The organism is Methylobacterium phyllosphaerae, from assembly GCF_001936175.1.
GTDB lineage: Bacteria > Pseudomonadota > Alphaproteobacteria > Rhizobiales > Beijerinckiaceae > Methylobacterium > Methylobacterium fujisawaense.
Genome location: NZ_CP015367.1, coordinates 4,256,829 through 4,280,669, shown reverse-complemented (window position 1 = coordinate 4,280,669; position 23,841 = coordinate 4,256,829). Strand labels below are relative to the sequence as shown.

Annotated in this window: 20 protein-coding genes; 6 read left to right on the top strand and 14 right to left on the bottom strand. The window is 70.4% G+C overall.

All coding sequences use genetic code 11. The features are described from left to right. Positions 1-17: 17 nt before the first annotated feature. Complete coding sequence (locus MCBMB27_RS19435; protein WP_043346447.1) at positions 18-698, top strand: glutathione S-transferase family protein; 681 nt, start codon at positions 18-20, stop codon at positions 696-698. 31 nt (positions 699-729) lie between these two features. Here MCBMB27_RS19435 and MCBMB27_RS30275 read toward each other — a convergent pair whose 3' ends face one another. The 5 genes from MCBMB27_RS30275 to MCBMB27_RS19415 form a co-directional block, all read right to left on the bottom strand. After that, complete coding sequence (locus MCBMB27_RS30275) at positions 730-885, bottom strand: hypothetical protein (protein WP_167380420.1); 156 nt, start codon at positions 883-885, stop codon at positions 730-732. 85 nt (positions 886-970) lie between these two features. Then, positions 971-1,408: an EamA family transporter gene (locus tag MCBMB27_RS19430; RefSeq protein WP_043346438.1), complete on the bottom strand. Its 438-nt coding sequence runs from the start codon at positions 1,406-1,408 to the stop codon at positions 971-973. A 182-nt stretch (positions 1,409-1,590) separates the two neighbouring features. After that, a complete protein-coding gene (locus tag MCBMB27_RS19425) occupies positions 1,591-3,858 on the bottom strand; it encodes a xanthine dehydrogenase family protein molybdopterin-binding subunit (protein ID WP_075381079.1) in 2,268 nt (755 codons plus the stop codon). An 8-nt stretch (positions 3,859-3,866) separates the two neighbouring features. Then, positions 3,867-4,874 (bottom strand): FAD binding domain-containing protein, encoded by a 1,008-nt coding sequence (locus MCBMB27_RS19420; protein ID WP_043354027.1) that lies wholly within the window; start codon positions 4,872-4,874, stop codon positions 3,867-3,869. Beyond that, the gene (locus MCBMB27_RS19415) at positions 4,871-5,395 is read right to left on the bottom strand and encodes a (2Fe-2S)-binding protein (protein ID WP_043379471.1); all 525 of its coding nucleotides are present in this window, start codon (positions 5,393-5,395) and stop codon (positions 4,871-4,873) included. Before MCBMB27_RS19415 ends, MCBMB27_RS19420 begins: the two co-directional genes overlap by 4 nt. Positions 5,396-5,668: 273 nt before the next feature. Between MCBMB27_RS19415 and MCBMB27_RS19410 the strand changes: the two genes are divergently transcribed. Continuing rightward, a complete protein-coding gene (locus MCBMB27_RS19410; RefSeq protein ID WP_075381078.1) occupies positions 5,669-7,054 on the top strand; it encodes a M20/M25/M40 family metallo-hydrolase in 1,386 nt (461 codons plus the stop codon). Positions 7,055-7,058: 4 nt separating this feature from the next. Here the strand turns inward: MCBMB27_RS19410 and MCBMB27_RS19405 are convergent, their stop codons facing one another. Then, the gene (locus tag MCBMB27_RS19405; protein ID WP_043759721.1) at positions 7,059-7,787 is read right to left on the bottom strand and encodes a ParA family protein; all 729 of its coding nucleotides are present in this window, start codon (positions 7,785-7,787) and stop codon (positions 7,059-7,061) included. A gap of 270 nt (positions 7,788-8,057) precedes the next feature. Here MCBMB27_RS19405 and MCBMB27_RS19400 point away from each other — a divergent pair, with 270 nt between their 5' ends. The 3 genes from MCBMB27_RS19400 (at position 8,058) to MCBMB27_RS19390 (ending at position 11,624) form a co-directional block, all read left to right on the top strand. Continuing rightward, a complete protein-coding gene (locus tag MCBMB27_RS19400) occupies positions 8,058-9,218 on the top strand; it encodes an SMP-30/gluconolactonase/LRE family protein (RefSeq protein ID WP_083683854.1) in 1,161 nt (386 codons plus the stop codon). A 6-nt stretch (positions 9,219-9,224) separates the two neighbouring features. Next, positions 9,225-9,668 carry an MEKHLA domain-containing protein gene (locus MCBMB27_RS19395; protein ID WP_075381077.1) on the top strand — a complete coding sequence of 148 codons (444 nt, stop codon included), beginning with the start codon at positions 9,225-9,227 and terminating at the stop codon, positions 9,666-9,668. Between the two features lie 294 nt (positions 9,669-9,962). Next, positions 9,963-11,624 carry a methyl-accepting chemotaxis protein gene (locus tag MCBMB27_RS19390; protein ID WP_043379378.1) on the top strand — a complete coding sequence of 554 codons (1,662 nt, stop codon included), beginning with the start codon at positions 9,963-9,965 and terminating at the stop codon, positions 11,622-11,624. 30 nt (positions 11,625-11,654) lie between these two features. On the opposite strand, the gene MCBMB27_RS19385 is transcribed toward MCBMB27_RS19390, so the two are convergent. From MCBMB27_RS19385 to MCBMB27_RS19350, 8 genes are all read right to left on the bottom strand, one after another. Next, entirely contained in the window at positions 11,655-12,635 is a 981-nt protein-coding gene (locus MCBMB27_RS19385; protein ID WP_075381076.1) for an ABC transporter ATP-binding protein, read from the bottom strand. Then, entirely contained in the window at positions 12,632-13,612 is a 981-nt protein-coding gene (locus tag MCBMB27_RS19380) for an ABC transporter ATP-binding protein (RefSeq protein ID WP_043354012.1), read from the bottom strand. Before MCBMB27_RS19380 ends, MCBMB27_RS19385 begins: the two co-directional genes overlap by 4 nt. A 142-nt stretch (positions 13,613-13,754) precedes the next feature. Continuing rightward, positions 13,755-14,726, bottom strand: a complete 972-nt coding sequence (locus tag MCBMB27_RS19375) for an ABC transporter permease (protein WP_043354011.1) — start codon at positions 14,724-14,726, stop codon at positions 13,755-13,757. A 361-nt stretch (positions 14,727-15,087) separates the two neighbouring features. After that, on the bottom strand, positions 15,088-16,068 hold the full coding sequence (locus MCBMB27_RS19370; protein WP_043379385.1) for an ABC transporter permease: 981 nt from the start codon (positions 16,066-16,068) through the stop codon (positions 15,088-15,090). A gap of 9 nt (positions 16,069-16,077) precedes the next feature. Continuing rightward, positions 16,078-17,694 (bottom strand): ABC transporter substrate-binding protein, encoded by a 1,617-nt coding sequence (locus MCBMB27_RS19365; protein WP_043759712.1) that lies wholly within the window; start codon positions 17,692-17,694, stop codon positions 16,078-16,080. A 307-nt stretch (positions 17,695-18,001) separates the two neighbouring features. Beyond that, on the bottom strand, positions 18,002-21,160 hold the full coding sequence (locus tag MCBMB27_RS19360; RefSeq protein ID WP_043379387.1) for a multidrug efflux RND transporter permease subunit: 3,159 nt from the start codon (positions 21,158-21,160) through the stop codon (positions 18,002-18,004). A 17-nt stretch (positions 21,161-21,177) separates the two neighbouring features. Next, positions 21,178-22,446, bottom strand: coding sequence for an efflux RND transporter periplasmic adaptor subunit (locus MCBMB27_RS19355; RefSeq protein WP_051975938.1), 1,269 nt, complete (start codon positions 22,444-22,446; stop codon positions 21,178-21,180). Between the two features lie 169 nt (positions 22,447-22,615). Then, a complete protein-coding gene (locus MCBMB27_RS19350; protein ID WP_043379479.1) occupies positions 22,616-23,029 on the bottom strand; it encodes a hypothetical protein in 414 nt (137 codons plus the stop codon). 207 nt (positions 23,030-23,236) lie between these two features. Here MCBMB27_RS19350 and MCBMB27_RS19345 point away from each other — a divergent pair, with 207 nt between their 5' ends. Then, entirely contained in the window at positions 23,237-23,797 is a 561-nt protein-coding gene (locus tag MCBMB27_RS19345) for a L,D-transpeptidase (RefSeq protein WP_043379390.1), read from the top strand. Positions 23,798-23,841: the final 44 nt, after the last annotated feature.

The following is a 23,841-nucleotide window of genomic DNA, read 5'->3' as shown; positions in this document are numbered from 1 at the left end:
CGTTCAGGGAGAGCGCCGTGATTCGATTCTTCTACAATCTCAGCCCCAACCCCATGAAGGTCGCCCTCTGCCTCGAGGAGATGGGGCTGCCCTACGAGCCGGTGCCGGTCGATACCCGCAAGGGCGAGCAGTTCGATCCCGCCTACACGGCGGTCAACCCGAACGGGAAGGTGCCGGCGATCGTCGACGGCGACGTGACCGTGTTCGATTCGAACGCGATCCTGATGTATCTGGCGGGCAAGACCGGCCGGTTCCTGCCGGAGGGCGAGCCGGTCCGCGGCGAGATGCTGTCGTGGCTGATGTTCGTGGCCACCGGCATCGGGCCGTTCTCCGGCCAGTGCGTGCATTTCCGCCACTTCGCGCAGGACGGGGGCGCCTACGCCACCGAACGCTACACCTTCGAGGCGCGCCGGCACTGGGGCATCCTCGACCAGCGCCTCGCCGACCGCACCTACGTGCTGGGCGACACCTACACGATCGTCGACATGGCGGTCTGGGGCTGGGCCCGGATGGTGCCGTTCATCCTCGGCGAAGGCGCCTTCGGGGACCTGCCCAACGTCAAGCGCCACCTCGATGCGCTCAACGCGCGGCCGGCCGCGCAGGCCGCCGAGGCGCTGAAGGGCCGCCACGCCTTCAAGGCCGAGATGGACGACGAGGCCCGGAGCTTCATGTTCCGCGCCGTGAACAGCGCCGCCTGACGCTCCGCCGGATCCGACCGCTCCCTTCGCCTCAGGGCGCGGGAGCGGTCACCGTGAGCATCGGCAGGGTGACGGAGAGCGTGCCGGTCGGTGTCCGCTCGGTACCGAGCGTCAAACAGGCGGCGAGGCCGAGACACAGGGCGAGACCGATCAGCGAGGTCTCGAAGCCACGATAGACCCAATCCATGACGGTCCCCGTTCGCGAGGGACCGTCAGGATGCGCTCCACCGGTTAACGGATCTGTGCGCCGGCACGCATCCGCTGACCAGCGCTTACCAGCCGGATGCGACGAGGGCGGCCCCGGCGGCGATCAGGCCGACGCCCATCCAGGCGGCGAGGCTGAGGGTTTCGCCGAGCAGGGTGGCGCCGAGGATCGCCACCAGCACGACGCTGAGCTTGTCGATCGGCGCGACCCGGGCGGCGTCGCCCAGCGACAGGGCCCGGAAGTAGCAGAGCCACGACGCCCCGGTGGCGAGCCCCGACAGGGTGAGGAAGACGAGGCTGCGGCCGGAGATCTGCGCGAGGCCGCCGGCCTGCCCGGAGCCGACGACGATCGCCCCGGCGAAGACCAGGATCACGGCGGTCCGCACGAAGGTCGCGACATCCGACTGGACGCCCGAGACCCCGACCTTGGCGAGGATCGCGGTGAGTGCCGCGAAGCCGGCGGCGGCGAGCGCCCAGAAGCGCCAGGAGTGCAGCAGGTGGCTCACGGAGCTCTCACGCCGTTTCGGTTCCGGGCGCTCGGCGTCTTCGCGCGCGGAGCGACAGGCGGAGTGCCACGCCGACCGAGCGCGCACCCCCAGATCGCATCACGGCGCTCGCGATGCGGATGCGCCCGTGGACGTTGATGTGACCGCCGCGCCCGGGGCGCGGCGGCGCTCGGATCTCGGCTTCAGAGCAGCTTGTCGATCGTGATCGGCAGGTCGCGCACCCGCTTGCCGGTGGCGTGGAACACCGCGTTGGTGATCGCCGCCGCGGTGCCGACGATCCCGATCTCGCCGAGCCCCTTCACGCCGAGCGGGTTCGCCTTGTCCTCCTCCGCCACGAAGATCACGTCGATGTCGTAGATGTCGGCGTTCACCGGCACATGATACTCGCCGAGATTGTGGTTCATGAACCGGCCGATCCGGTGGTCGAGCATCGACTCCTCCTCCAGGGCCGAGCCGATCCCCATGACGACGCCGCCGAGAATCTGGCTGCGCGCGGTCTTCGGGTTCAGCACCTTGCCGGCCGCGATCGCCGAGACGACGCGGGTCACCCGGACCTGACCCAGTTCCTCGTCGACCTTCACCTCCACGAAGATCGCCGAATGGGTGTAGGCCTCGTATTTCTGATTGAAGTCCTTGTCGGGCCCGGCCTGTTCGACCGCCTCGACCTTGTCGACGCCGGCCGCCTGCATCACCTCGACCAGGGAGACGCTGCGGCCCGGATCGCCGGCAACCGAGATCCGGCCGTCCGCGAAGACGGCCCGGTCGAAGTCGACATTGGCGAGCGGCGAGTTCTCAAGCCCGCGGGCGAGCTTGAACACCTGTTCGCCGACGTTGCGGCAGGCCTTCATCACGGCGGTGCCCGAGGAGGCCGCCGTCCAGGAGCCGCCGGCGACCGGCGCCTCCGGCAGGCGGGTGTCGCCGAGCTTGGTCGTCACCGCGTCCATCGGCAGGCCGAGGGTGTCGGCGGCGATCTGCGTCAGAATCGTGTAGGTGCCGGTGCCGATATCGCCGGTGGAATTGCCCACCGTCAGGCGGCCGTCCGGCGTCAGGGTCGCGATGGCGCTCGACTGCATCATCATCGATTCCCAGATGCCGGTGGCCACGCCCCAGCCGACGAGCTCCCGCCCCTCGCGCATGGAGCGGGGCTCGGGATTGCGCTTCGCCCAGCCGAAGCGCTCGGCGCCCTGCCGGAAGCAGCTCTTCAGCTCCTTCGAGCCGAAGGGCTTGCCCTGGGCGGTGGCGTCGGATTCGGCGTAGTTCTTCAGCCGCAGGGCGATTGGGTCCTGGCCGGTCGCATAGGCGAGCTCGTCCATGGCGGTCTCGATGGCGAAGACCCCGGTCACGGCACCGGGGGCGCGCATGTCGCCCGGGGTGGCGGTGTCGAGCTTGGCGATGCGGTAGGTCAGGGCCACGTTCTCGCAGCGGTAGAGAACCCCCGACCAGTTGACGATCACCTCCTGGTAATCCTCGAAGGTGGAGGTGCCCTGGACGGCGTCGTGCCGCAGCGTCGTCAGCGTGCCGTCCGGCTCGGCGCCGAGCGCGACGGTCTGGAGCGCCTCGCCCCGGTAGGTGAAGGACCACATCTGGTCGCGGGTCAGGGTGACCCGGACCGAGCGCTTCAGCTCCTGGGCGGCCAGCATCGCCAGGAACGCCTGGTATTGGGGGCGCAGCCCGGAGCCGAAGCCGCCGCCGAGATAGGGGTTGAGCACCCGGACCTGATCGGGCTTCAGGCCGAACACGTTGACGAGGTACTGGTGGCTGTTCGAGACGCCCTGGATCTTGTCGTAGACCGTGTAGGTCCCGTCCTGCTCCACCACCACCGTGGTGGCGTGCGGCTCCATCGGGTTGTGGTGCTCGTTGGCCATGCTGTAGCCGCCCTGCACGCGGATCGGCGCGCTGCCGAACGCCTGGTCGGCGTCGCCCCACGGAGCCGGCGGCGGCTTGATGCCCTCGCGCTTGGTGGGCGGATCGTAGGAGTCGCCGCGCACGGCCTTCAGGTCGGTGACGGGCTCCTGCATCGCGTAGCTGACGCGGACGAGGGACGCGGCGTAGCGCGCGGTCTCGAAATCTTCCGCCACCACCAGGGCGACCGGCTGGCCGCTGAACACGATCAGGTCGTCGTAGAGGGCGCGGAAGGGCGAGCCGGGGGGCGCCACCGCGTCCTGGAAGTTCTTGTCCCGCCACGCGGTGCGCGGCCGGTTCGCGTGGGTAATGACCTTGAGGACGCCCGGGACCGCCTCGGCCTCGGCGGACTCGATGGCGGTGATCCGGCCCTTGGCGATGGAGCTGGACACCACATAGCCGTAGGCGAGGTCGGGCGCGGCGAACTCGCCCGCGTACTTGGCGAGGCCGGTGACCTTGGCGGGCCCGTCGATGCGGCTGCGCGGCGTGCCGACGAAGGTGTCGCGGCCGGTGGAGCTGAAGGTCTGGGGGTTCGAGGTCTGGGTCATGGCGGGGCCTACTGGATGCGCTTGTCGCTGAGCGACTGGGGCGTGCCGGCGGCGGCCTGTTCGAGGCCGCGCACGATGGCCCGCCGGGCGAGATCGATCTTGAAGCCGTTCTCCGATTGCGGCTTGGCTTCCGCGACGATCAGGTCGGCCGCGTCCTGGAAGCTGGCGCGGGTGGCGGGCTTGCCCTCGAGCAGGGCCTCGGCCTCGCGGTTGCGCCAGGGCTTGTGGGCGACGCCGCCGAGCGCGAGGCGCGCGGTCTTGATCCGGTCGCCGTCGAGTTCGAGCCCCGCCGCCACCGAGACCAGCGCGAAGGCGTAGGACAACCGGTCGCGCAGCTTCAGGTAGGTGAAGTGCTGCGGGAAGCGGCTCTCCGGCAGGTCCACCGACACGACGATCTCGCCGGGGGCGAGGTTCGTGTCCGTCTCGGGGGACTCCCCCGGCAGGCGGTGGAATTCGGAGAACGGGATCGACCGCTCGCCCTGCGGCCCGTTCACCTGCACGGTGGCCTCCAGGGCGGCCAGCGCGATGCACATGTCGGAGGGGTGCGTGGCGATGCACTTGTCGCTCGTGCCGAAGATCGCGTGGATGCGGTTCATCCCGCCGATCGCCGGGCAGCCGGAGCCGGGCGCGCGCTTGTTGCAGGGCGTGGCCACGTCGTAGAAATAGTAGCAGCGGGTCCGCTGCAGCAGGTTGCCGCCCGTGGAGGCGGCGTTGCGCAGCTGCGCCGAGGCGCCGGCCAGGATGGCGTTGCGCAGGAGCGGATAGCGCGCCGTCACTCTGTCGTCGTACGCCACCTTGGCGTTGGTCACGAGCGCCCCGATCCGGAGCCCGTCCCCGTGCGCCTCGATCCGGTCGAGGGGCAGGTGGGTGATGTCGATCAGCCGGCCCGGCTTCTCGACCTCGTACTTCATCAGGTCGATCAGGTTGGTGCCGCCGGCGATGAAGCGGGCCCCGGCCCCGAAGGCCTGCACCGCCTCCGCCACCGTGCCGGCGCGGACGTAATCGAAGCGGTTCATCGGGCGTCTCCCTGCATGACGTCCTCGATGGCGTCGACGATGTTGGTGTAGGCGCCGCAGCGGCAGAGGTTGCCGCTCATCGCCTCGCGGATCTCGTCCCGGGTGTGGGCGTGGCCCTCATTCATCAGGCCCACCGACGAGCAGAGCTGGCCGGGCGTGCAGTAGCCGCACTGGAAGGCGTCGTGCTCGATGAACGCCTCCTGGATCGGGTGGAGGGCGTTGCTGCCCGCCCGGTCGCCGAGGGCGGCGAGCCCTTCGACCGTGGTGATCTCGGCCCCGTCCTTCATCACCGCGAGGGTCAGGCAGGAATTCACCCGGGTGCCGTTCACCAGCACCGTGCAGGCGCCGCACTGGCCGTGGTCGCAGCCCTTCTTGGTGCCGGTGAGGTCGAGCCGCTCGCGCAGCAGGTCGAGGAGCGTGGTCCAGGGCGCGACGCGGAGTTCGCGCCGCTGCCCGTTGATCGTCAGCGTGATGCCGATGGGCGTATCCGCCGACACCGGCGGCTGGGTCTCGAGTCGCATGATGTCGTCCACGGTCTGGGCCGGCCGGGGCCGGGCGGGAACGGATCGGCCGAAGCGGCAACCGGCAGAGACGCGCGGGCACCGGCCTGAGGGCTCGATCGATAACCATTCCAATCTGCGCCTGTTCCGGTGCGCGCTGTCTCACCCCATGATCGCTGGCGGGTCCGCGAAGCGGCTCCGGGGCCAATCAACTCGTCCTCCGACGTTGCCGCCCCCGCCCCGCCTCGGCTAACCCTCGTCCCGCAGAGTCCCCGCCGCACCCCGGAGCCCCCGATGGCCGCGCTCGACGCGATCCTCAACGACATCGACACGGATCTGGAGAACGCCCTGGAGCGGCTGTTCGCCTTCCTGCGGATCCCGTCGATCTCCACCGATCCCGCCTATGCCGGCCAGTGCCGCGAGGCCGCCGCCTGGCTCGCCAAGGACCTGACCGCGCTGGGCTTCGAGACCTCCGTCGAGGAGACCTCGCTCCATCCGGTCGTGCTGGCCCACAAGCCGAAGCCCGGAGCGCCGCACGTCCTGTTCTACGGCCATTACGACGTGCAGCCCGTCGACCCCCTCGACCTGTGGACGACGCCGCCCTTCGAGCCGCACCTCGCCAATGACGGGCAGGGCGGCAAGAAAATCGTCGGGCGCGGCGCCTCCGACGACAAGGGGCAGGTGATGACCTTCGTGGAGGCGTGCCGGGCCTATATCGCCATGCACGGCGAATTGCCCTGCGGCGTCACGATCCTGATCGAGGGCGCCGAGGAGAGCGGCTCGCAGGGGCTCCCCGAATGGGTCGCCGCCAACCGCGACCGGCTCGGCTGCGACGTGGTCCTCGTCTGCGACACCGGCATGTGGGACCGGAAGACCCCGGCCATCACCTCGTCCCTGCGCGGCCTCGCCTATTTCGAGGTGAAGGTGACCTGCGCCGACCGGGACCTGCATTCGGGCTTCTTCGGCGGCGCCGCCCGCAACCCGATCCACGTCCTGTCGAAGATCATCGCCGACCTGCACGATGCCGACGGTCGCGTGACGATCCCGGGCTTCTACGAGGGCGTGCACGAGCGCCCGCCCGAGGTGCTGGAGCAGTGGCGCGGCCTCGGCCTGACGCCGGAGACCCTGCTCGGGCCGATCGGCCTCAAGGAGCCCGCGGGCGAGCGCGGGCGCATGCCGATCGAGCTGGTGCAGTCGCGCCCCTCCTGCGACGCCAACGGCATCATCGGCGGCTATACCGGCGAGGGCACCAAGACGGTGATCGCCTCGACCGCCTCCGCCAAGGTCTCGTTCCGCCTCGTGGACGACCAGGATCCGAAGCGGCTCGCCGAGAGCTTCGAGGCGTTCGTGCGGGAACGCGTGCCGGCAGATTGCCGGGTCGAGGTCATCACCTACAAGGGCTCGCGGGCGATCAGCCTGCCCTTCGACATGCCGCAGCTCGAAGCCGCCAAGGCCGCGCTGCAGGACGAGTGGGGCGTGCCGGCGGTGACCGTCGGGGCCGGCGGCTCGATCCCGATCGTCGGCGACTTCAAGCGGATCCTCGGGCGCGACACCCTGCTGATCGGCTTCGGCCTCGACGACGACCGGATCCACTCGCCGAACGAGAAGTACGACCTGACGAGCTTCCACAAGGGCACGCGCTCCTGGGCGCGGATCCTCGCGGCCCTCGGCCAGGGCTGAGCCGTCAGCGGGCGGAGGCCGAACGCATCTTCCCGTCGATCCAGGTCCAGAGGGCCCGGACCTCGTCGGCGGCCGGGCTGACGGGGGCGTATTCCGTGACGCCGAGCCCGGTCGCCAGGGCGTCCTGGTGGTCGACCCGGTGGATGATGCCGGGCTCGGCCAGGACGCCCAGGGCGCGCAGCTGCGCCGCGTAGGCGCTGGTGCGCGGCGAGGGCGGCGGCGGGCACTGGTTCAGCACCAGGGCCAGCCGCTCCCGCAGCCCGAGCCCGACGAGCGCCTGGAGGGTCGGCCGGGCGGCCACGATGTCGAGCCGCGAGGGGCGGACCGGCATCAGGACGAAGTCGGCATCCTTCAGGGCCGGCGCGAGGCCGGACGCGCTGCCGGCGGTGTCGAGGACGGCGAGCGTCGTGCCCTGCTCGGCGAGGATGCCGAGAATCTCCGACAGCTGGCCCATCTCCCAGGGCTGGATCCGGTCGACCGCGACGGCGTCGCTCTCGCGGTCGCTCCCGCGGTCGCCCTTGCGCAGGGCCCCCCAGCCGGCCAGGGATCCCTGCGGGTCGAGATCGAGGGCGGTCACCTGCTCGCCGGCCTCCGCGGCGGCGACGGCCAGGGAGGCCGCGAGGGTTGTCTTGCCCGTCCCGCCCTTCTGCACCGCCAGGGCGAGGACCCGCAGCGAGCCGGCGCCGGGCCGGGGCGCGGTGTCCGGCGCCGGTTCGGATCCTTCGGGATCCATGCGTGTCCCACCTCTCCAATCTCAGGCCCGGGCCTCGGCCCGTGCGGCGCCGAATCGAGGTCCGGCACGATCGTGCTTACCGTGACGCCGCTGGCTGGGGCCAGCGTCGCGCGGCGGCGCCTGTGGACCGCCCGTCGCCGGCTCCCGATCGGCGGGGCGCGGATTCCGGCGCGCGGGATCGCCCGGACGGCCCGTGCGTTGGGCCGGCATCCCGTCGGTCGCGCGCCGCGCCCCCGCCGGGACTCCGATGACCGCCACGCCGGGATCCGCATGCGCCTCGACCGCCGCCGCCTGATCGGAACGGGGCTCCTGGCCCTCGCCGCCCCCGCGGCCCGCGCCGGGACGCCGCCGCCCCCGACGAGCCGGCCTGCGGGGATTCTGGACCTCGCCATCGCGGCGGATGCGCCCTCGACCCCCACGGGACTCGCCATCGCCCGGGGCGGACGGATCTTCGTGACGATGCCGCGCTTCACCGGTGCGGAGCCGATCACCCTCGGCGAGGTGCTGCCCGACGGATCGGTGAAGCCCTACCCCGACGCGGCGGCCAACCGCCCGGATCCGCAGGCGCCGCAGGCCACCCTGTTCCATGTGCCGAACGGCGTCTTCGACCGTGACGACACCCTCTGGGTGCTCGATGCCGGCCTGCCGACCGGCAAGGGACGGCCGGTGCCGGGCGGCGCGAAGATCCTGGCGATCGATATCGGCCGGAACAGCATCCGCCGGACGATCCCCCTCGACGCGGGCGTGGTGCCGGATTCCTCGCTGAACGACCTGCGGGTCGACGTGCGCGACGGGCGGGCGCTGGCCTACGTCACCGATCAGGGGCAGGCCGGCGCGGGGGCGATCCTCGCGGTAGATCTCGACAGCGGGCGGGTGGTGCGGCGCCTCGCGGACCATCCCAGCACGCGCTCCGAGGAGGGCTTGGTCAAGTTCGTGGAGCGGCGGCCCGTGATGGAGCGGAAGGGCGACGCGCCGGAGAAGAGCCCGAAGGGCGGCGCCAACGGCATCGCGATCAGCCCGGACGGACGCCGCCTGTACTACGCGCCGCTGATGAGCCGGCGGCTCTACGCGGTCGAGACCGCGGCCCTGCGCGACCCGAACGTCTCGGACGCGGCCGTGGCCGCCGCTGTCAAGGATCTCGGCGAGAAGGGCATGACCGGCGGGCTGACCACCGATTCCGAGGACCGGGTCTATCTCAGCCTGCAGGAGCACAACGCGGTCGGCCGGCGCCTGCCGGACGGCACCGTGGAGGTGCTGGCCGCCGACGACCGGCTGATCTGGGCCGACACCTTCTGGATCACCCCGGACCGATGGCTCTATATCTCGGCAGCCCAGGTCAACCGGCGGCCGGAATTCAACCGCGGCCGGGACCTGCAGCAGCCGCCCTACGCGATCCTGCGCATGCGCATCGACGCGGACCCTGTCCTGTAGCGGATCATGACGGACCTCTCGCACGACCCGGACTTCTTCGCCCTGCTCACCGGCAGCTATGCGCGGCGGCTCGGCGAGTCCCTGGTGCCGGCCGGTGCCGATGCGGCCTGGCTCTACGCGGCGGCCCCCTTCGCGGTCCTCGCCCACGATGGCGGCGCGGATCCCCACTTCGTCTACGGCAACCGGGCCGCCCAGGCCTGCTTCGGCTACGCCTGGGACGAACTGATCGGCCTGCCCTCGCGGCTCTCGGCCGAGGCGCCCGAACGGGCCGCGCGGCAGAGCCTCCTCGACGCGGTCACCCGGGACGGCTACAGCCGCGGCTATCGCGGCCTGCGGATCGCCAAGGACGGCCGGCGGTTCTGGATCGACCAGGCGGTGGTCTGGCAGCTCGACCGCGACGGCACGAATATGGGACAGGCCGCGACCTTCTCGGCATGGCGCGACGCCTGAGGAAGCGGCCGATCCTGTCGGCTCCGTCGCCGGGCCAGCCCCGTCGCAGGCCGGGACTTACACCTTCCGATAGAAGTTTCTTGAAAATATCAGTTCTAGATAGAAATCAGTCACGCGCTTTGCAGTCGCGATCACGTTCGTTTGAAATCTTGTCTTGGCTCGAAACTCGACTGCATTTATCGACTAAACTTTAATCATCGTGCCTCACCAAGGTGCAAACTCCGAAATCACCGCGCGCGTGTCTGCGCCGCCGCCGGTCTCGGATGCCACCGTCTGGAAGGCCACCCGCCCACGATGACCATCAAACTCAGACTGCTCGCACTCCTGGCCGTCATGGGCCTGCTCCTGCTCGCATGTGCCGCCATGGGCAATCTCGCCCTTCACTGGAATCACCAGAGCTTCAAGACCGTCTTCGACGACCGCGTCGTCTGCCTCCGGCAATTCAGCATCATCCGCGATGCCTATGACGACCTGATCGACGTCTCGCGCAGGCTGCGCGGCCGGCAGATCGACCCGGCCCAGGCGAAGGACCAGATCGAGCGCGATCTCTCCAACCTGCACACGCAGTGGTCGGCCTATCTGGCGACCTACCTGACCCCGGAGGAGAAGGCCCTGGCCACCGAGCTGCAGGGGTCGCTCGACCGGAACGATGCCATCGCGGCCGAGATCCTCAAGCGCATCGCGGCGGGTCGCGCTTCGGATTTCGAGTCCACGCATGCGGACCTGCTGACGAGCCTGCGGACCGCCAACGCGACCCTCGGCAAGCTCACGGCCTTGCAGGTCCGTGAAGCGGAGGCGGAGTTCGAGCGCTCCGAGACCACCGCGGGCTGGTCGCGCCTCGCCCTGCTGGCCGCCCTCGTCCTCGCGGCGCTCAGCATCGCCTACGGCATCTACACGATCGTCGTGCAGGTGATCCGTCCGCTCGGCGGCATGACGGCGACGATGACCCGCCTGGCCGCCGGCGAGCTCGAGGCGCCGGTCACAGGCGCGGAACGGGCGGACGAGATCGGTGGGATGGCCCAGGCCGTCCAGGTGTTCAAGGAGGCGATGATCGCCAAGCGGGACGCCGACGCGGCCGCGGCGATCGAGAACGCCGCCAAGATGCGGCGGGCCCAGGTGCTGGACGATGCGACGCGGGCGTTCCAGAGCCAGGTCACGCAGCTCACGCACGGCCTGGCCTCGGCCGCAACCGAGATGGAGGCGACCGCCCAGTCGATGAGCCGCACGGCCGATCAGACGGCGGGTCAATCCATGAGCGTCGCCTCGGCCGCCGAGCAGACCTCCTCCAACGTCCAGACCGTGGCGGCGGCGAGCGAGGAGATGGCGGCCTCCATCGGCGAGATCGCCCAGCAGGTCGCCCGTTCCACGATCATGGCCGAGCGGGCCGCCGCGGATGCCGCGCAGTCCACCACGATCGTGCGCGGGCTGGCCGAGGGCGCCGAGAAGATCGGGGCGGTGGTCGGCCTGATCTCCGGGATCGCCGCTCAGACGAACCTGCTGGCGCTCAACGCCACGATCGAGGCCGCCCGTGCGGGCGAGGCGGGACGCGGCTTCGCCGTCGTCGCAGGCGAGGTCAAGGAGCTGGCCTCGCAGACGGCGCGGGCGACGGACACCATCGCCGCGCAGATCAACGCCATCCAGGGCGAGACCCGCGAGGCCGTCGCGGCCATCCAGTCGATCGGCGCGACGATCACTGAACTCCGCGAGATCGCCGTCGGCGTGGCCGCCGCCATGGAGGAGCAGGGCGCGGCGACCCAGGAGATCGTCCGCAACGTCACGCAGGCGGCTCAGGGCACCCAGTCGGTCACCGTCAGCATCGGCAGCGTCACGCAGGCCGCAAGCGAGACCGGCGCCGCCTCCGCGCAGGTGCTCACCGCAGCGTCGGAGCTGTCACGGCAATCCGAGCAGCTCGGGGCCGAAGTGTCGGGCTTCCTCGCCACGGTCCGGGCGGCCTGACGGCCCCTCGGGCCGACCGGGCGGGCCTCCTCAGGCTCGCCCCTCCTGGACGGCGTGGCAGGCGACGCCGTCCAGGAGCGCCGGCACCTCGGTCCGGCAGCGGTCGTTCGCCAGCGGACAGCGCGGATTGAAGGTGCAGCCGGGCGGCGGGTCGATCGGGTTCGGGATCTCGCCGGAGACCGGCACCCGGGCGCGGCCGACATGGGCGAGGTCGGGCACCGCGTCGAGGAGCATCCGGGTGTAGGGATGCCGGGGCCTGGCGAAAAGGTCCTTGGCGGCGGCGACCTCCACGAGGCGGCCGAGATACATCACCCCCACCCGGGTCGCCATGTGGCGGACCACGGCGAGGTTGTGGGAGATGAACAGGTAGGTCAGCCCGAGACGGTCCTGCAGGTCGCGCATCAGGTTGAGGATCTGCGCCTGCACCGAGACGTCGAGCGCCGAGGTCGGCTCGTCGCCCACGAGGAACTCCGCCTGGCTCGCCAGCGCCCGGGCGATCGCCACCCGCTGGCGCTGGCCGCCGGAGAATTCGTGCGGGTATTTTTTCGCATCGTCCGGGTGGAGCCCGACCAGGCCGAGCAGCTCGCTGACCCGGGCGCGGATCGCCCCCTCCCCCTGGATCAGGCCGAAGGCCCGGATCGGCTCCGCGATGATCTTCCCCACCCGCCAGCGCGGGTTCATGGACGCGTAGGGGTCCTGGAAGATCATCTGGATGCGCGCCCGCAGGCGCCGCCGGGCTGCGGCCTGGCGCGGGTCGGTCATCGAGACGCCGGTGATCGTCACCTCCCCGGCCGAGGGCGGCAGCAGGCCGACCACCATCCGCGCCACCGTCGACTTGCCGGAGCCGGATTCGCCCACGATCGCGAAGGTCTCGCCCTTCTCGATCGTGAACCCGACCCGGTCCACCGCCGTGAGGAATTTCCGGGGCTCGCCCTCGAGCACCCGGTTGAGCCAGGGCTTCGAGACGTCGAACCGGCGGCGCAGATCGGTGACTTCGACGTAGGCGCTCACGCTGCGCGCTCCGCTGCATCGTACAGGTGACAGGCCACCCGGCTCGCCTCCACGGCCTGCGGCTCCGGCCGCTCGACCCGGCAGCGCGAAAAGACCTTCGGGCAGCGCGGGTTGAAGGCGCAGCCCTTGGGGATGGCGGTGAGGCGCGGCATCGAGCCGGGGATCTGGCTCAGCCGCGTGGCCTCCTGCGACAGGGTCGGGATCGCCCCCATCAGCCCCACCGCGTAGGGATGGTGGGGCTTCGCGATCACCGAGGCGACCGGGCCGATCTCGGCGACGCGCCCGGCATACATCACCGCCACCCGGTCGGCGGCCTCGGCGATCACGCCCATGTCGTGGGTCACCAGCATCACCGCGGTGCCGTGCTCCCGGCAGAGGCGCTTGAGCAGGGTGATGATCTGGGCCTGGACCGAGACGTCGAGCGCCGTGGTCGGCTCGTCCGCGATGATCAGCTCCGGCTCGGCGGCCAGCGCGAGGGCGATCACCACCCGCTGGCGCATGCCCCCGGAGAACTCGTGCGGGTAGCCGTCGATCCGCCGCTCGGGGGCCGGGATGCCGACCTCGGCGAGCAGGTCGATGGCGCGGGTGCGGGCGGCTTTCCCCGACAGGTCGGTGTGGGTGCGCAGGGTCTCGACGATCTGGTCGCCCACCCGGAACAGCGGGTCGAGCGAGGTCAGGGGATCCTGGAAGATCATGCCGATGCGCTTGCCCCGCACCCGCCGCATGGCCTCGGGCGAGAGATTGTCGATGCGCTCGCCGCGCAGGCGGATCTCGCCGCCGGCGATGCGTCCGGGGCGGTCGATCAGCCCGATCACCGCCGAGCCGGTCACCGACTTGCCGGCCCCGGATTCGCCGACGACGCCCAGGATCTCGCCGCGGCCGATCTCGAAGGAGACCCGGTCGATGGCGGTGAGCGGCCCGCGGCGGGTGTCGAAGGCGACCGTGAGATCGCGCACGGAGAGGATCGTGTCGGTCATGGCGTGGCGGCTCCGGTGGCAACCGGGCGTCGGATGGGCGCCCCCGTCCTTGCGAGCGGAGCGAAGCAATCCAGCGGCGCCGCGTTCACCGAGGTCGCGCTGCCCTGGGTCGCTTCGCTGCGCTCGCGCTGACGATGTCCCATCATTGCAGCTTCGGATTGAGCGCGTCGCGCAGCCAATCCCCCAGGAGGTTGATGGCGATGACCAGCCCGGCCAGCGCCAGCCCCGGGAAGGCGACGATCCACCACTCGCCGGAGAACAGGAAGCGGTTGCCGGTGCGGATCAGCGTGCCGAGCGACGGCATGGTCTCGGGCAGGCCGGTGCCGAGGAACGACAGGGTCGCCTCGGTGATGATCGCGAGCGCCAAGTTGATCGTCGCGATGACGAAGACCGGGCCGGTGACGTTCGGCAGCACGTGGCGGACCAGGATCACCGGGGAGGACAGGCCGATCAGCCGCGCCGCCTGGACGTAGTCCTTGCCCTTCTCGACCATTACGGAGGACCGCACGGTCCGGGCGTACTGTACCCAGAAGGACAGGCCGATCGACACCACGATCAGCCCGATCAGTGGCCCGACGTCGAGGGCGCTGCCGAAGGTTGCCTTGGCGACGCCGTCCACCACCAGGGCGATCAGGATCGCCGGGAAGGTGAGCTGCACGTCGGCGATCCGCATGATCAGCGTGTCGAGGACGCCGCCCGCGTAGCCGGCGATCAGACCCAGCGCGATGCCGATGACGCCGGAGGTCAGCACCCCGAGCCCGCCGACGATCAGCGACAGGCGCAGGCCGTAGAGCACCGCCGAGAGCACGTCCCGGCCCTGGTCGTCGGTGCCGAGATAGTAGGGCGCCTGACCGTCCGCCTGCCAGATCGGCGGCAGGTTGGAGTTGATCAGGTCGAGCTGGGCCGGGTCGTAGGGGTTCTGCGGGGCGATCAGGGGCGCCGCGAAGGCGAGCCCGACCATCAGCACCGTGGCGACCAGCGCCGCCATGGCGGTCTTCGAGCGCAGGAAGCTCGCCAGCAGGTCGGAATCCCGCCAGCGCGCGAGGCGGGAGGGCGCCGCCTCCGGCAGGGGGACCGGCGGGGCATCGCCCGCGTCGAGGTCGTATCCGCTCATCGGTCGCCCTTCACGCCGTGTCCGGTGGAAAGCTTCGGGGCGGCTGCCGTCGTCTTTGCGAGCGGAGCGAAGCGATAGCGGCAACCCAGAACGCGACCGTCTTGCGCCGACGGGCCTGGCAGGCGCGACCTGCCCCCTCTCCCGTGCGGGAGAGGGTCGGGGTGAGGGTCGAGACCGCTCAGAGTGAAGCGCACCCTCGAAGCGCCGACAGGCCGCGCCCCATTCGGACAGTTCTCATCCCTCACCCTGTCCCTCTCCCGCACGGGAGCGGGGACCCGCGCCTCTTGCGAAGCGGGCGTGACCGTCGTGTCCCGTTCAATGGCGCGCGGCAGGCAAGCGGAACGGTGCGTCATGTCCGGTCTCACGCCGCCCGCCCGGTCGAGAGCCGCAGGCGCGGATCCACCACCGTGTAGAGGATGTCGACCACGAGGTTGATGGTCACGAAGATCAGCGCCACGAGCAGCAGGTACGCGGACATGATCGGGATATCGACGTTCTGCACGGCCTGCACGAACAGCAGGCCCATGCCGGGCCACTGGAACACCGTCTCGGTGATGATCGAGAAGGCGATGACCGAGCCGAGCTGCAGCCCCGCGATGGTGATCACCGGCACGAGGGTGTTCTTCAGGGCGTGCCGCAGGTGGACGGCGCGGGTGGTGAGCCCCCGCGCCCGGGCGAAGCGGATGTAGTCGGTGCGCAGGACCTCCAGCATCTCGGCGCGCACCAGCCGCATGATCAGCGTCATCTGGAACAGGCCGAGCGTCACCGAGGGCAGGATCAGGGCCTTGAGCCCCGACGCGGTGAGGAAGCCCGTCGTCCACCAGCCGAGCCGGACCGTGTCGCCCCGCCCGTAGGAGGGCAGCCAGCCGAGCGTCACCGAGAAGAGGTAGATCAGGAGGATGCCGATCAGGAAGGTCGGCAGGCTGATCCCGATGAGCGAGACGGCCTGGAACAGCCCGGCGAGCCAGGAGTCGCGGCGCAGGGCGCAGTAGACGCCCATGAGGACGCCGACCACGAGGGCGAAGACCGTCGCGCAGAAGGCGAGCTCCAGCGTCGCCGGCATGCGCTCGGCGAGGAGCTGCGCCACCGGCTGCCGGAACTGGTAGGAGATGCCGAACTGCCCCCGCGCCACGCTGCCGGCGTAGCGGGCGAACTGGACCAGGACGGGATCGTCCAGGCCGAGATTTTTGCGGATCTCCGCCCGCTCGGCCACGGTGGTGTCGGGGCCGACGATCTGGTTCACGGGATCGCCCGCGAACCGGAACATCGCGAAGGCGATGAGCCCGACGACCGCGAGGACCGCGGCCGCCTGGATCACCCGGCGCAGCAGGAAGGCGAGCACGCCCGGATCCTACTGCGGATCCTTCGACACCCAGTAGAGCAGGAGCAGGTTGTCGGCGCGCTGGGTCAGGTGGACCTTCTTGGAGACGCCCCAGGCCAGCGCCTGCTGGTGCAGCGGGATGTAGCCCCAGTCGGTGTTGAGGACGTCGAAGCCCTCCTTGATCAGGGCGTCGCGCTTGGCCTTGTCGGTCTCGCCCTCGACCTTGTCGGCGATGGCGTCGATCTTCGGATCGCAATAGCCCGCGAGGTTCCAGCTGCCCCGGCCCGACTTGTCGCCGGGCTTCCGGCAGCCGACGATCTCGTAGAGGATGTTGTGGCTGTCGAGCGACGACGGGGTCCAGCCGAGCAGGTAGAACGACGTGTCGTAGTTCGGGGCCAGCACCTTGGCGAAGTACTTGGCCTTCGGCTGCGCGTTGAGGTTCACCTTGACGTTGATGCGGGCGAGCATCGAGACCACCGCCTGGCAGATCGCCTCGTCGTTGACGTAGCGGTCGTTGGGGCAATCCATGGTGAGCGAGAACCCGTCCGGGTAGCCGGCCTGGGCCATCAGCTCCTTGGCCTTCTTCAGGTCGGTGGCGGGGCGCTTGAACTCGGCGCCGCGGTCGTAGAGGCTCGGGGCGATCATCAGCGCCGAGGGCACCGCCTGCCCGCGCATGACCCGCTTGGCGATCGTGTCCTCGTCGATGGCGAGGTAGAAGGCCTCGCGGACCTTGATGTCCTTGAACGGGTTCTTGCCCTTGACGCTCGAATCCTTCAGCTCGTCCCGGTCCTGGTCCATGCCGAGGAAGATCGTGCGCAGTTCGGGCCCGGCCATCACGGTGGCGGTGCCGCTGGCGTTCACCCGCTGCTGGTCCTGCAGCGGCACGGGGTCGATCCAGTCGACCTCGCCGGAGAGGAGCGCGGCGACGCGGGTCGCCGGGTTGGCGATGGTGGTCAGCACCGCCTCGTCGAGGTTCGACTCGACCTTGCCCCAGTAGCCGTCGAACTTCTTGAACACCGTCTTCACGCCCGGCTGGTGCTCGGCGATCACGAAGGGGCCGGTGCCGTTCTCGTGGAGGGTGGCGTAGCTCGGGCTGGAGGCGTTGGGCGGCGTCGGCTGCACGACGCCGTTCTTCTCGGACCATGCCTTCGACATGATCAGCCAGGTCGGGAACTGGGCGATGGCGATGGGGTTCGGCTTCTTCAGCACCATGTCGACGGTGAAGTCGTCGACCTTCACGAACTCGGCGTCGGACGGGACGTTGGTGGTGAAGTTCGAGCCCGGGGCGCGGACCCGCTGGGCGGAGAAGATCACGTCGTCGGCGGTAAACGGCGTGCCGTCGTGGAACTTCACGTTCTTGCGCAGGTGGAAGCGCCAGCGGGTCGGCTCGGGCGTCTCCCAGGATTCGGCGAGGCCGGGGGCGAATTTCAGGTTCTTGTCGAGGGTGACGAGGGATTCGTAGGCCGCCTGCTGCATGCCCTCGGTGAAGCTCTCCTTGAGGGAGTACGGGTCGAGGGATTTCAGGTCACCCTGGAAGGCGAAACGGAAGACGTTCGCGGCCTGCGCGGGCAACGCCGCGAAAGCGAACGTCGCGACGGCACCCGTGGCCACGCCGCGGACGAGGGTCTTCAGGGTCGAACGGGACAAGCGGATCTCCGGAACCGTGAATGCGCCACCGGCCGGCAGCCCCGGCGGTGTCCACCGCGGCGTCAGCAAGCTTCGGACCATCTGTATACAAGGCGGCGGCCGAGGCTGTCGCGGGTGAGTGACATTATTCGGCCGCCCGAACGCGTTTTTCCCGCCTCCTATCGTCCTCGATCGACGGCCGAGGCGCCGCCATCGCGCGGCAGGCGGGACCGGGACGGCCCTCGCGCATGGAAGCGCGCGCCTCCTCCCCCGTGCGGGAGAGGGGGCGCGTCGCGCGTTGCATGGGCCGGGGCGCGAGCGCGCCGGCCTACTCGGCCGCCACCCGCGCCGGCTCGTGCCGCGTCTCCGCGTCTGCCCGCTCGCCCTCCGCCACCGCCTTGCGCCGGAACAGGCGCATGACGACGACGAAGAAGACCGGCACGAAGAACACCGCCAGCACGGTGGCGGTGATCATGCCGCCCATCACGCCGGTGCCGATCGCCTGCTGGCTCTTCGAGGCGGCGCCGGTGGCGATGGCCAGCGGCACCACGCCGAAGATGAAGGCCAGCGAGGTCATCACGATCGGCCGGAACCGGAGCGTGGCGGCGTCCACCGCCGCCCGGATCACCGAGGTTCCGGGCTTCCAGAGGTCCTTGGCGAATTCCACAATCAGGATGGCGTTCTTGGCCGAGAGGCCGATGATCGTGATCAACCCGATCTTGAAGTAGACGTCGTTGGGCATGCCGCGCAGGTAGACGGCCGCCACGGATCCGATCACGCCGAGCGGGATTACCAGCATGACCGAGACCGGGATCGCCCAGCTCTCGTAGAGCGCGGCGAGGCACAGGAACACGATCAGCACCGAGAGGGCGAGCAGCAGGCTCGCCTGGCTGCCGGCCTGCTTCTCCTGGTAGGACTGGCCGGTCCAGGCGTAGCCGAAGCCCTTCGGCAGCTGGAGCATCAGCCGCTCCATCTCGGCGATGGCGTCGCCCGACGTGTAGCCGGGGTTCGGCTCGCCGGTGAAGCGCACCGACTGGTAGCCGTTGAAGCCGACGATCTGGCTCGGCCCCATGCCCCATTTCAGCTCCGCGAAGGACGACATCGGCACCATCGTGCCGCCGGCGTTCTTGACCGCGTAGTTGAGGATGTCCGACGCGTTCATGCGCTGGAGCTGCTCGGCCTGCACGTAGACGCGCTGCATCTTGCCCCGGTTGGGGAAGTCGTTCGGATAGACCGAGCCGAGGTTGAGCTGGATCGTGGCGTTGATGTCCTCGAACTTCACGCCCAGGGCCGCCGCCTTCTCGCGGTCGATCACCAGCTCCGCCTGCGGGGTCGGCGGCAGGCCCTCGATCTTCACCTTCTGGAGGATCGGGCTCTGCTGCGCGAGCTTGAGCAGCTGCTCCTGGGCCGAGAGCAGGGCCGCGTAGCCGCGGTTGGCCCGGTCCTGCAGGCGGAACGAGAAGCCCGCCGCGTTGCCGAGATTGTCCACGGGCGGCGGTTCCTGGGCGTCCACCGTGGCGTCGCGGTAATTGGCGAGCGCCGCGTTGGTGCCGGCGACGAGGGCGGCGGCCGAGTTCTTGGCGTCGCGCTCGGACCAGGGCTTGAGGGTGACGAAGGCCTGGCTGGTGCTCGGGGCCTGGCCCGAGAAGGAGAAGCCGTTGAGCATGGTCACGGTGGCGACGCCGGGCTGCGCCAGCAGGTGCTCCTCGACCTTGCGGACCGCCTCCTGGGTGCGGTTGTAGGAGGCGCCCGGGGGCGTCTGGATGTCGACCGTGAAGAAGCCCTGATCCTCCACCGGCAGGAAGCCCTCCGGCAGGTTCACGAAGGCGTAGGCGGTGCCGGCGACCAGCGCGAGGTAGACCAGCATCACCCGGCCGGATTTCCGGATGAACCACTGGGTGCCGCGGCCGTAGCGGGCGGTCTCCCGGTCGACGAACCGGTTGAACATCCCGAACACGCCGCCCTTGGCGTGGCCGTGGCCCTTCTCGATCGGCTTCAGGAAGGTCGCGCAGAGGGCCGGAGTCAGCGACAGGGCGAGCAGCGCCGAGAAGGCGATGGAGGTCACCATCGCGATCGAGAACTGCCGGTAGATGATGCCTACCGAGCCGGGGAAGAACGCCATCGGGATGAACACGGCCATCAGCACCAGGGTGATGCCGATGATCGCCCCGGTGATCTGCCCCATGGCCTTCTTGGTGGCCTCCTTGGGGGGCAGCCCCTCCTCGTTCATGATCCGCTCGACGTTCTCCACCACCACGATGGCGTCGTCGACCAGGATGCCGATGGCCAGCACCATGCCGAACATGGTGAGCACGTTCACCGAGAAGCCCGAGATCCACATCACCGTGACGGTGCCCATCAGGGCGATCGGCACCACGATGGTGGGGATCAGGGTGTAGCGGATGTTCTGCAGGAACAGGAACATCACCAGGAAGACCAGCACCACCGCCTCGACCAGCGTGTGCAGCACCTTCTCGATGGAGGCTTCCACCGCCGGGGTGATGTCGTAGGGGATGTCCCACTTCAGGTCCGGCGGGAAGAACTGGGACAGCTCCACCATCTTGGCGCGGATCGCCCGGGCCGTCTCGAGGGCGTTGCCGTCGGGGGCGAGCGTCACCGAGATGCCGGCGGCGGGGCCGCCGTTCAGGCGGGTGGAGAACTGGTAGGCGTCGCCGCCGAGTTCGATCCGGGCGACGTCGCGCAGGCGCACGTTCGAGCCGTCGGGATTGGCCCGCAGCACGACCGCGCCGAACTCCTCGATGGTGCCGAGCTGGCCCTTCACGATGATCGGCATGGTCAGCGATTGCCGGGTCGGGCTCGGCTGGGCGCCGACCGCCCCGGACGCGACCTGGACGTTCTGGTTGCGGATCGCCTCGGTGACGTCCGAGGCGCTGAGCGAGAGGCCGCGCAGCTTGTCGGGATCGACCCAGACGCGCAGCGACCGCTCCGTGGAGTAGAGCGTCGCGCGGCCGACGCCGGGGATGCGCCGGATCTCGTTGATGACGTTGCGGATCAGGAAGTCGCCCAAGCCCACCTCGTCCATCGACCCGTCCTTGGAGACGAGGGTGATGATGTTGAGGGTCGCGGCCGAGGCCTCCTCCACCAGGATGCCCTGCTGGCGCACCTCCGCCGGAAGGCGCGCCTCGACGCGCTTCAGCCGGTTCTGGACCTCCACGGAGGCGAGCGACGGGTCGGTGCCGGGCTGGAACGTGGCGGTGATGTTCACCGAGCCGAACGAGTCGGTGGTCGACTCGAAGCTCATGATGTTGGCCGCGCCGTTCAGCTCATCCTCGATGAGCCGGGTGGTGCCGATGTAGAGGCTCTCCACCGAGGCCCCCGGATAGGCCGTGGACAGGGCGATGGAGGGCGGGGCGATCACCGGGTACTGCGCCACCGGCAGGTTCGGGATGGCGAGGGCCCCGCCCAGGCAGATGAACAGGGCCACGACCCAGGCGAAGACCGGCCGGTCGATGAAGAAGCGTGCCATGATCGGGCTCTCCCGGCTCAGTGGCGCGGCTGGACGGCGGCGGCCCGCGGCGCGACCTCCGCCTTGTCACCCGAGGCGTCGGGGGCCTCGTCGGTATCGTGCTTCGGACCGGTCTCGCCGTGGACCGGCGTCTGGTCGCGGGGCTTCACCTTGGCGCCGACGGTGATCTTCTGGAAGCCGTCGATCACGACCCGCTCGCCGGCCTTCAGCCCCGAGCGGATCAGCCAGTTCTGCCCGACCACCGGCCCGACCTCGACGGGCTGGCGCATGACCGTCTCGTCGGCGCGCACCACCCAGACCTCGGCGCGGCCGTCGTCGGTGCGCTGGATCGCCTGCTGCGGCACCGCGATGGCGTCGGAATCGATGCCCTGCTTGATCCGCGCCCGCACGTACATGCCGGGAAACAGCTCGTCGTGCGGGTTGGGGAACTGCACCCGCAGGGTCACTTGGCCGGTGCTCGGATCGGCGGTGACGTCCGAGAACAGGAGCCGGCCGGCCAGCGGGTAGAGAGAGCCGTCATCCATGATCAGGTGAACGTTGGCGGTGTTCTCCTCCAGCCGCGCCAGCTCCCCGCTGGCGAGATCCCGGCGCAGGCGGTTCAATTCGCCCACCGACTGGGTGATGTCGACGTAGATCGGGTCGAGCTGCTGGATCGTGGCGAGCGCCCCCGTGGAGCCCGGCTCGATCAGGGTGCCCTCGGTGAGCAGCGCCCGGCCGATCCGGCCGGTGATCGGCGCGCGCACGTCGGTCCAGCCGAGGTTGAGCTGCGCCCGGTCGCGGGCCGCCTTGGCGCCGGCGACCTCCGCCTCGGCCTGCTTCTTGGCCGCGAAGGCGGCATCGTACTGGGCCTGGCTGGCGGTGGCCCGCGTCAGCAGCTGCTCGAGCCGGTCGGCCTGCTGCCGGGCCAGCACGAGGGCGGCCTCCTGACGTGCGAGCGCCGCCTCGGCGCTGGCGAGCTCGACCTGATAGGGCGCCGGGTCGATCTTGTAGAGGATGTCGCCTTCCTTGACCTGGCTGCCCTGCTCGAAGAGCCGCTTCACCACGAGCCCGGAGACCCGGGAGCGGACCTCGGCGATGCGCATGGGCGCGACACGGCCCGGCAGGTCGCGGAGATAGGGGATCGCCTGGGGCTCGACCTTGACGAAGCCGACCTCGGGCACCGGCGGCGCCGGCGCGGCCACCTGCTTCGGGTTGCAGGCCGCGAGGCCGAGCAGAAGCAAGGCCGCGGGCAGGACGGTCCTGGCCCGGCCCGGACGGCGGCGAGAGGATGAGGTTCTGACGGACAGAGTGCGGGTCACGATTTCCGACGCTCCTGAAAACATGCGTCTGCTGAGGCTGGCGCGGAGCATGGACCCGCGCATCGTCGTGGCAGATCTCGGGACCGGTCACGAGGCCGGTCGGACGGAGATCAGGACAGGCGCGCATCCTCGCCGGCCGCCAGGGCCGGGGCGCGCGTCAGGCCAAGCGGGGAGGCCGGTGCGGCGAACCGTCCGGCGCGGAAGCCGGCAGGATGTCGGACCTGTATTCGAACGATGCGGAAAGAGTGTGACGGGGCCGCGGCGCCTCGACCGGCGGGCGCGGCAGCCCCAGTTCGGTGAGGATCTCGCTGTCGGCGGCGCAGAGATCGGTGCGGCCGAAGACGGACCGCTTGGCCTCGGGTTGCGCGTCCGGCGTGCCCGACAGAACCGAGAGGCGCGGGCTCGTGATCGCGCAGGCCGGGCCCTCCGGCCGCGCGGATTGGGCCCGTGCCGGCACGGCGGCCATCGCGGCCGCCGCGAGGACGAGCAGCGCCAGCACGGCGAGGCCCCGGGCGAGGCGGTCCGGCAAGGCCGCGACACGGCGGGCCAGAAGGGCGGCGGATCGGATCACGGATCTGAGATAAGCACGGCTGTCGCCGGGCGCAATCACCCACGGCGTCGCGGCGACCGCGGAGTGTTGCATGCAGCACACAGCTACGCCCGGAAGTGCACATCCCGACGGCCCGGCCTCAACCTTGCCGTGAAGTCCGGGCCGGCTCGCCCGATGCGCGCAGGGCACCGCGAAGGTCTGCGCCACGACGGACGGAGGATGGAGACCATGCCGAGACGGATCGCGCTGCTCGGGCTCGCGGGGTTGCTGCTTGGAAGCGCCCCCGCGCTGGCCAACCCGCTGGACAGGGGCCCCATCGCGGACTTCCTCAACGTCTTCCGCAGCCAGGCGATCCCCCGCGAGACCGTGGCGTGGACCGGCAAGGAGAAGCCCGGAACGATCGTGGTCTCGACGCGCCAGCGCCGGCTCTACTACGTGCTGGGCGGCGGCGCGGCGGTCCGCTACGGCGTCGGCGTCGGCCGGCAGGGCTTCTCGTGGTCGGGCACCAAGACCGTCACCATGAAGAAGGAATGGCCGGATTGGCGCCCGCCGCAGCAGATGCTGGCCCGCCGCCCGGACCTGCCGCGCTACATGGCCGGCGGCCAGGACAACCCGCTGGGCGCCCGCGCCCTCTATCTCGGCTCCTCGCTCTACCGCATCCACGGCTCGAACGAGCCGGAGACGATGGGGGCGGCGGTCTCGTCGGGCTGCATCCGCATGACCAACAAGGACGTGGTCGACCTCTACGACCGGGTCCGGGTCGGCACCAAGGTCGTCGTGCGCGACTGATCGCGGCGGGTGGCGGCGCCCGGCCGCCGCCCTCCCCCCTGCGT

What these genes read in the sequence shown, in the direction of transcription:
- MCBMB27_RS19360 (WP_043379387.1), bottom strand. Translation starts at nt 21,160, where the DNA reads ATGGCACGCTTCTTCATCGACCGGCCGGTCTTCGCCTGGGTCGTGGCC.
- MCBMB27_RS19395 (WP_075381077.1), top strand. Translation starts at nt 9,225, where the DNA reads ATGACGGACCTCTCGCACGACCCGGACTTCTTCGCCCTGCTCACCGGC.
- MCBMB27_RS19420 (WP_043354027.1), bottom strand. Translation starts at nt 4,874, where the DNA reads ATGAACCGCTTCGATTACGTCCGCGCCGGCACGGTGGCGGAGGCGGTG.
- MCBMB27_RS30275 (WP_167380420.1), bottom strand. Translation starts at nt 885, where the DNA reads ATGGATTGGGTCTATCGTGGCTTCGAGACCTCGCTGATCGGTCTCGCC.
- MCBMB27_RS19390 (WP_043379378.1), top strand. Translation starts at nt 9,963, where the DNA reads ATGACCATCAAACTCAGACTGCTCGCACTCCTGGCCGTCATGGGCCTG.
- MCBMB27_RS19425 (WP_075381079.1), bottom strand. Translation starts at nt 3,858, where the DNA reads ATGACCCAGACCTCGAACCCCCAGACCTTCAGCTCCACCGGCCGCGAC.
- MCBMB27_RS19375 (WP_043354011.1), bottom strand. Translation starts at nt 14,726, where the DNA reads ATGAGCGGATACGACCTCGACGCGGGCGATGCCCCGCCGGTCCCCCTG.
- MCBMB27_RS19400 (WP_083683854.1), top strand. Translation starts at nt 8,058, where the DNA reads ATGCGCCTCGACCGCCGCCGCCTGATCGGAACGGGGCTCCTGGCCCTC.
- MCBMB27_RS19410 (WP_075381078.1), top strand. Translation starts at nt 5,669, where the DNA reads ATGGCCGCGCTCGACGCGATCCTCAACGACATCGACACGGATCTGGAG.
- MCBMB27_RS19380 (WP_043354012.1), bottom strand. Translation starts at nt 13,612, where the DNA reads ATGACCGACACGATCCTCTCCGTGCGCGATCTCACGGTCGCCTTCGAC.
- MCBMB27_RS19415 (WP_043379471.1), bottom strand. Translation starts at nt 5,395, where the DNA reads ATGCGACTCGAGACCCAGCCGCCGGTGTCGGCGGATACGCCCATCGGC.
- MCBMB27_RS19345 (WP_043379390.1), top strand. Translation starts at nt 23,237, where the DNA reads ATGCCGAGACGGATCGCGCTGCTCGGGCTCGCGGGGTTGCTGCTTGGA.
- MCBMB27_RS19405 (WP_043759721.1), bottom strand. Translation starts at nt 7,787, where the DNA reads ATGGATCCCGAAGGATCCGAACCGGCGCCGGACACCGCGCCCCGGCCC.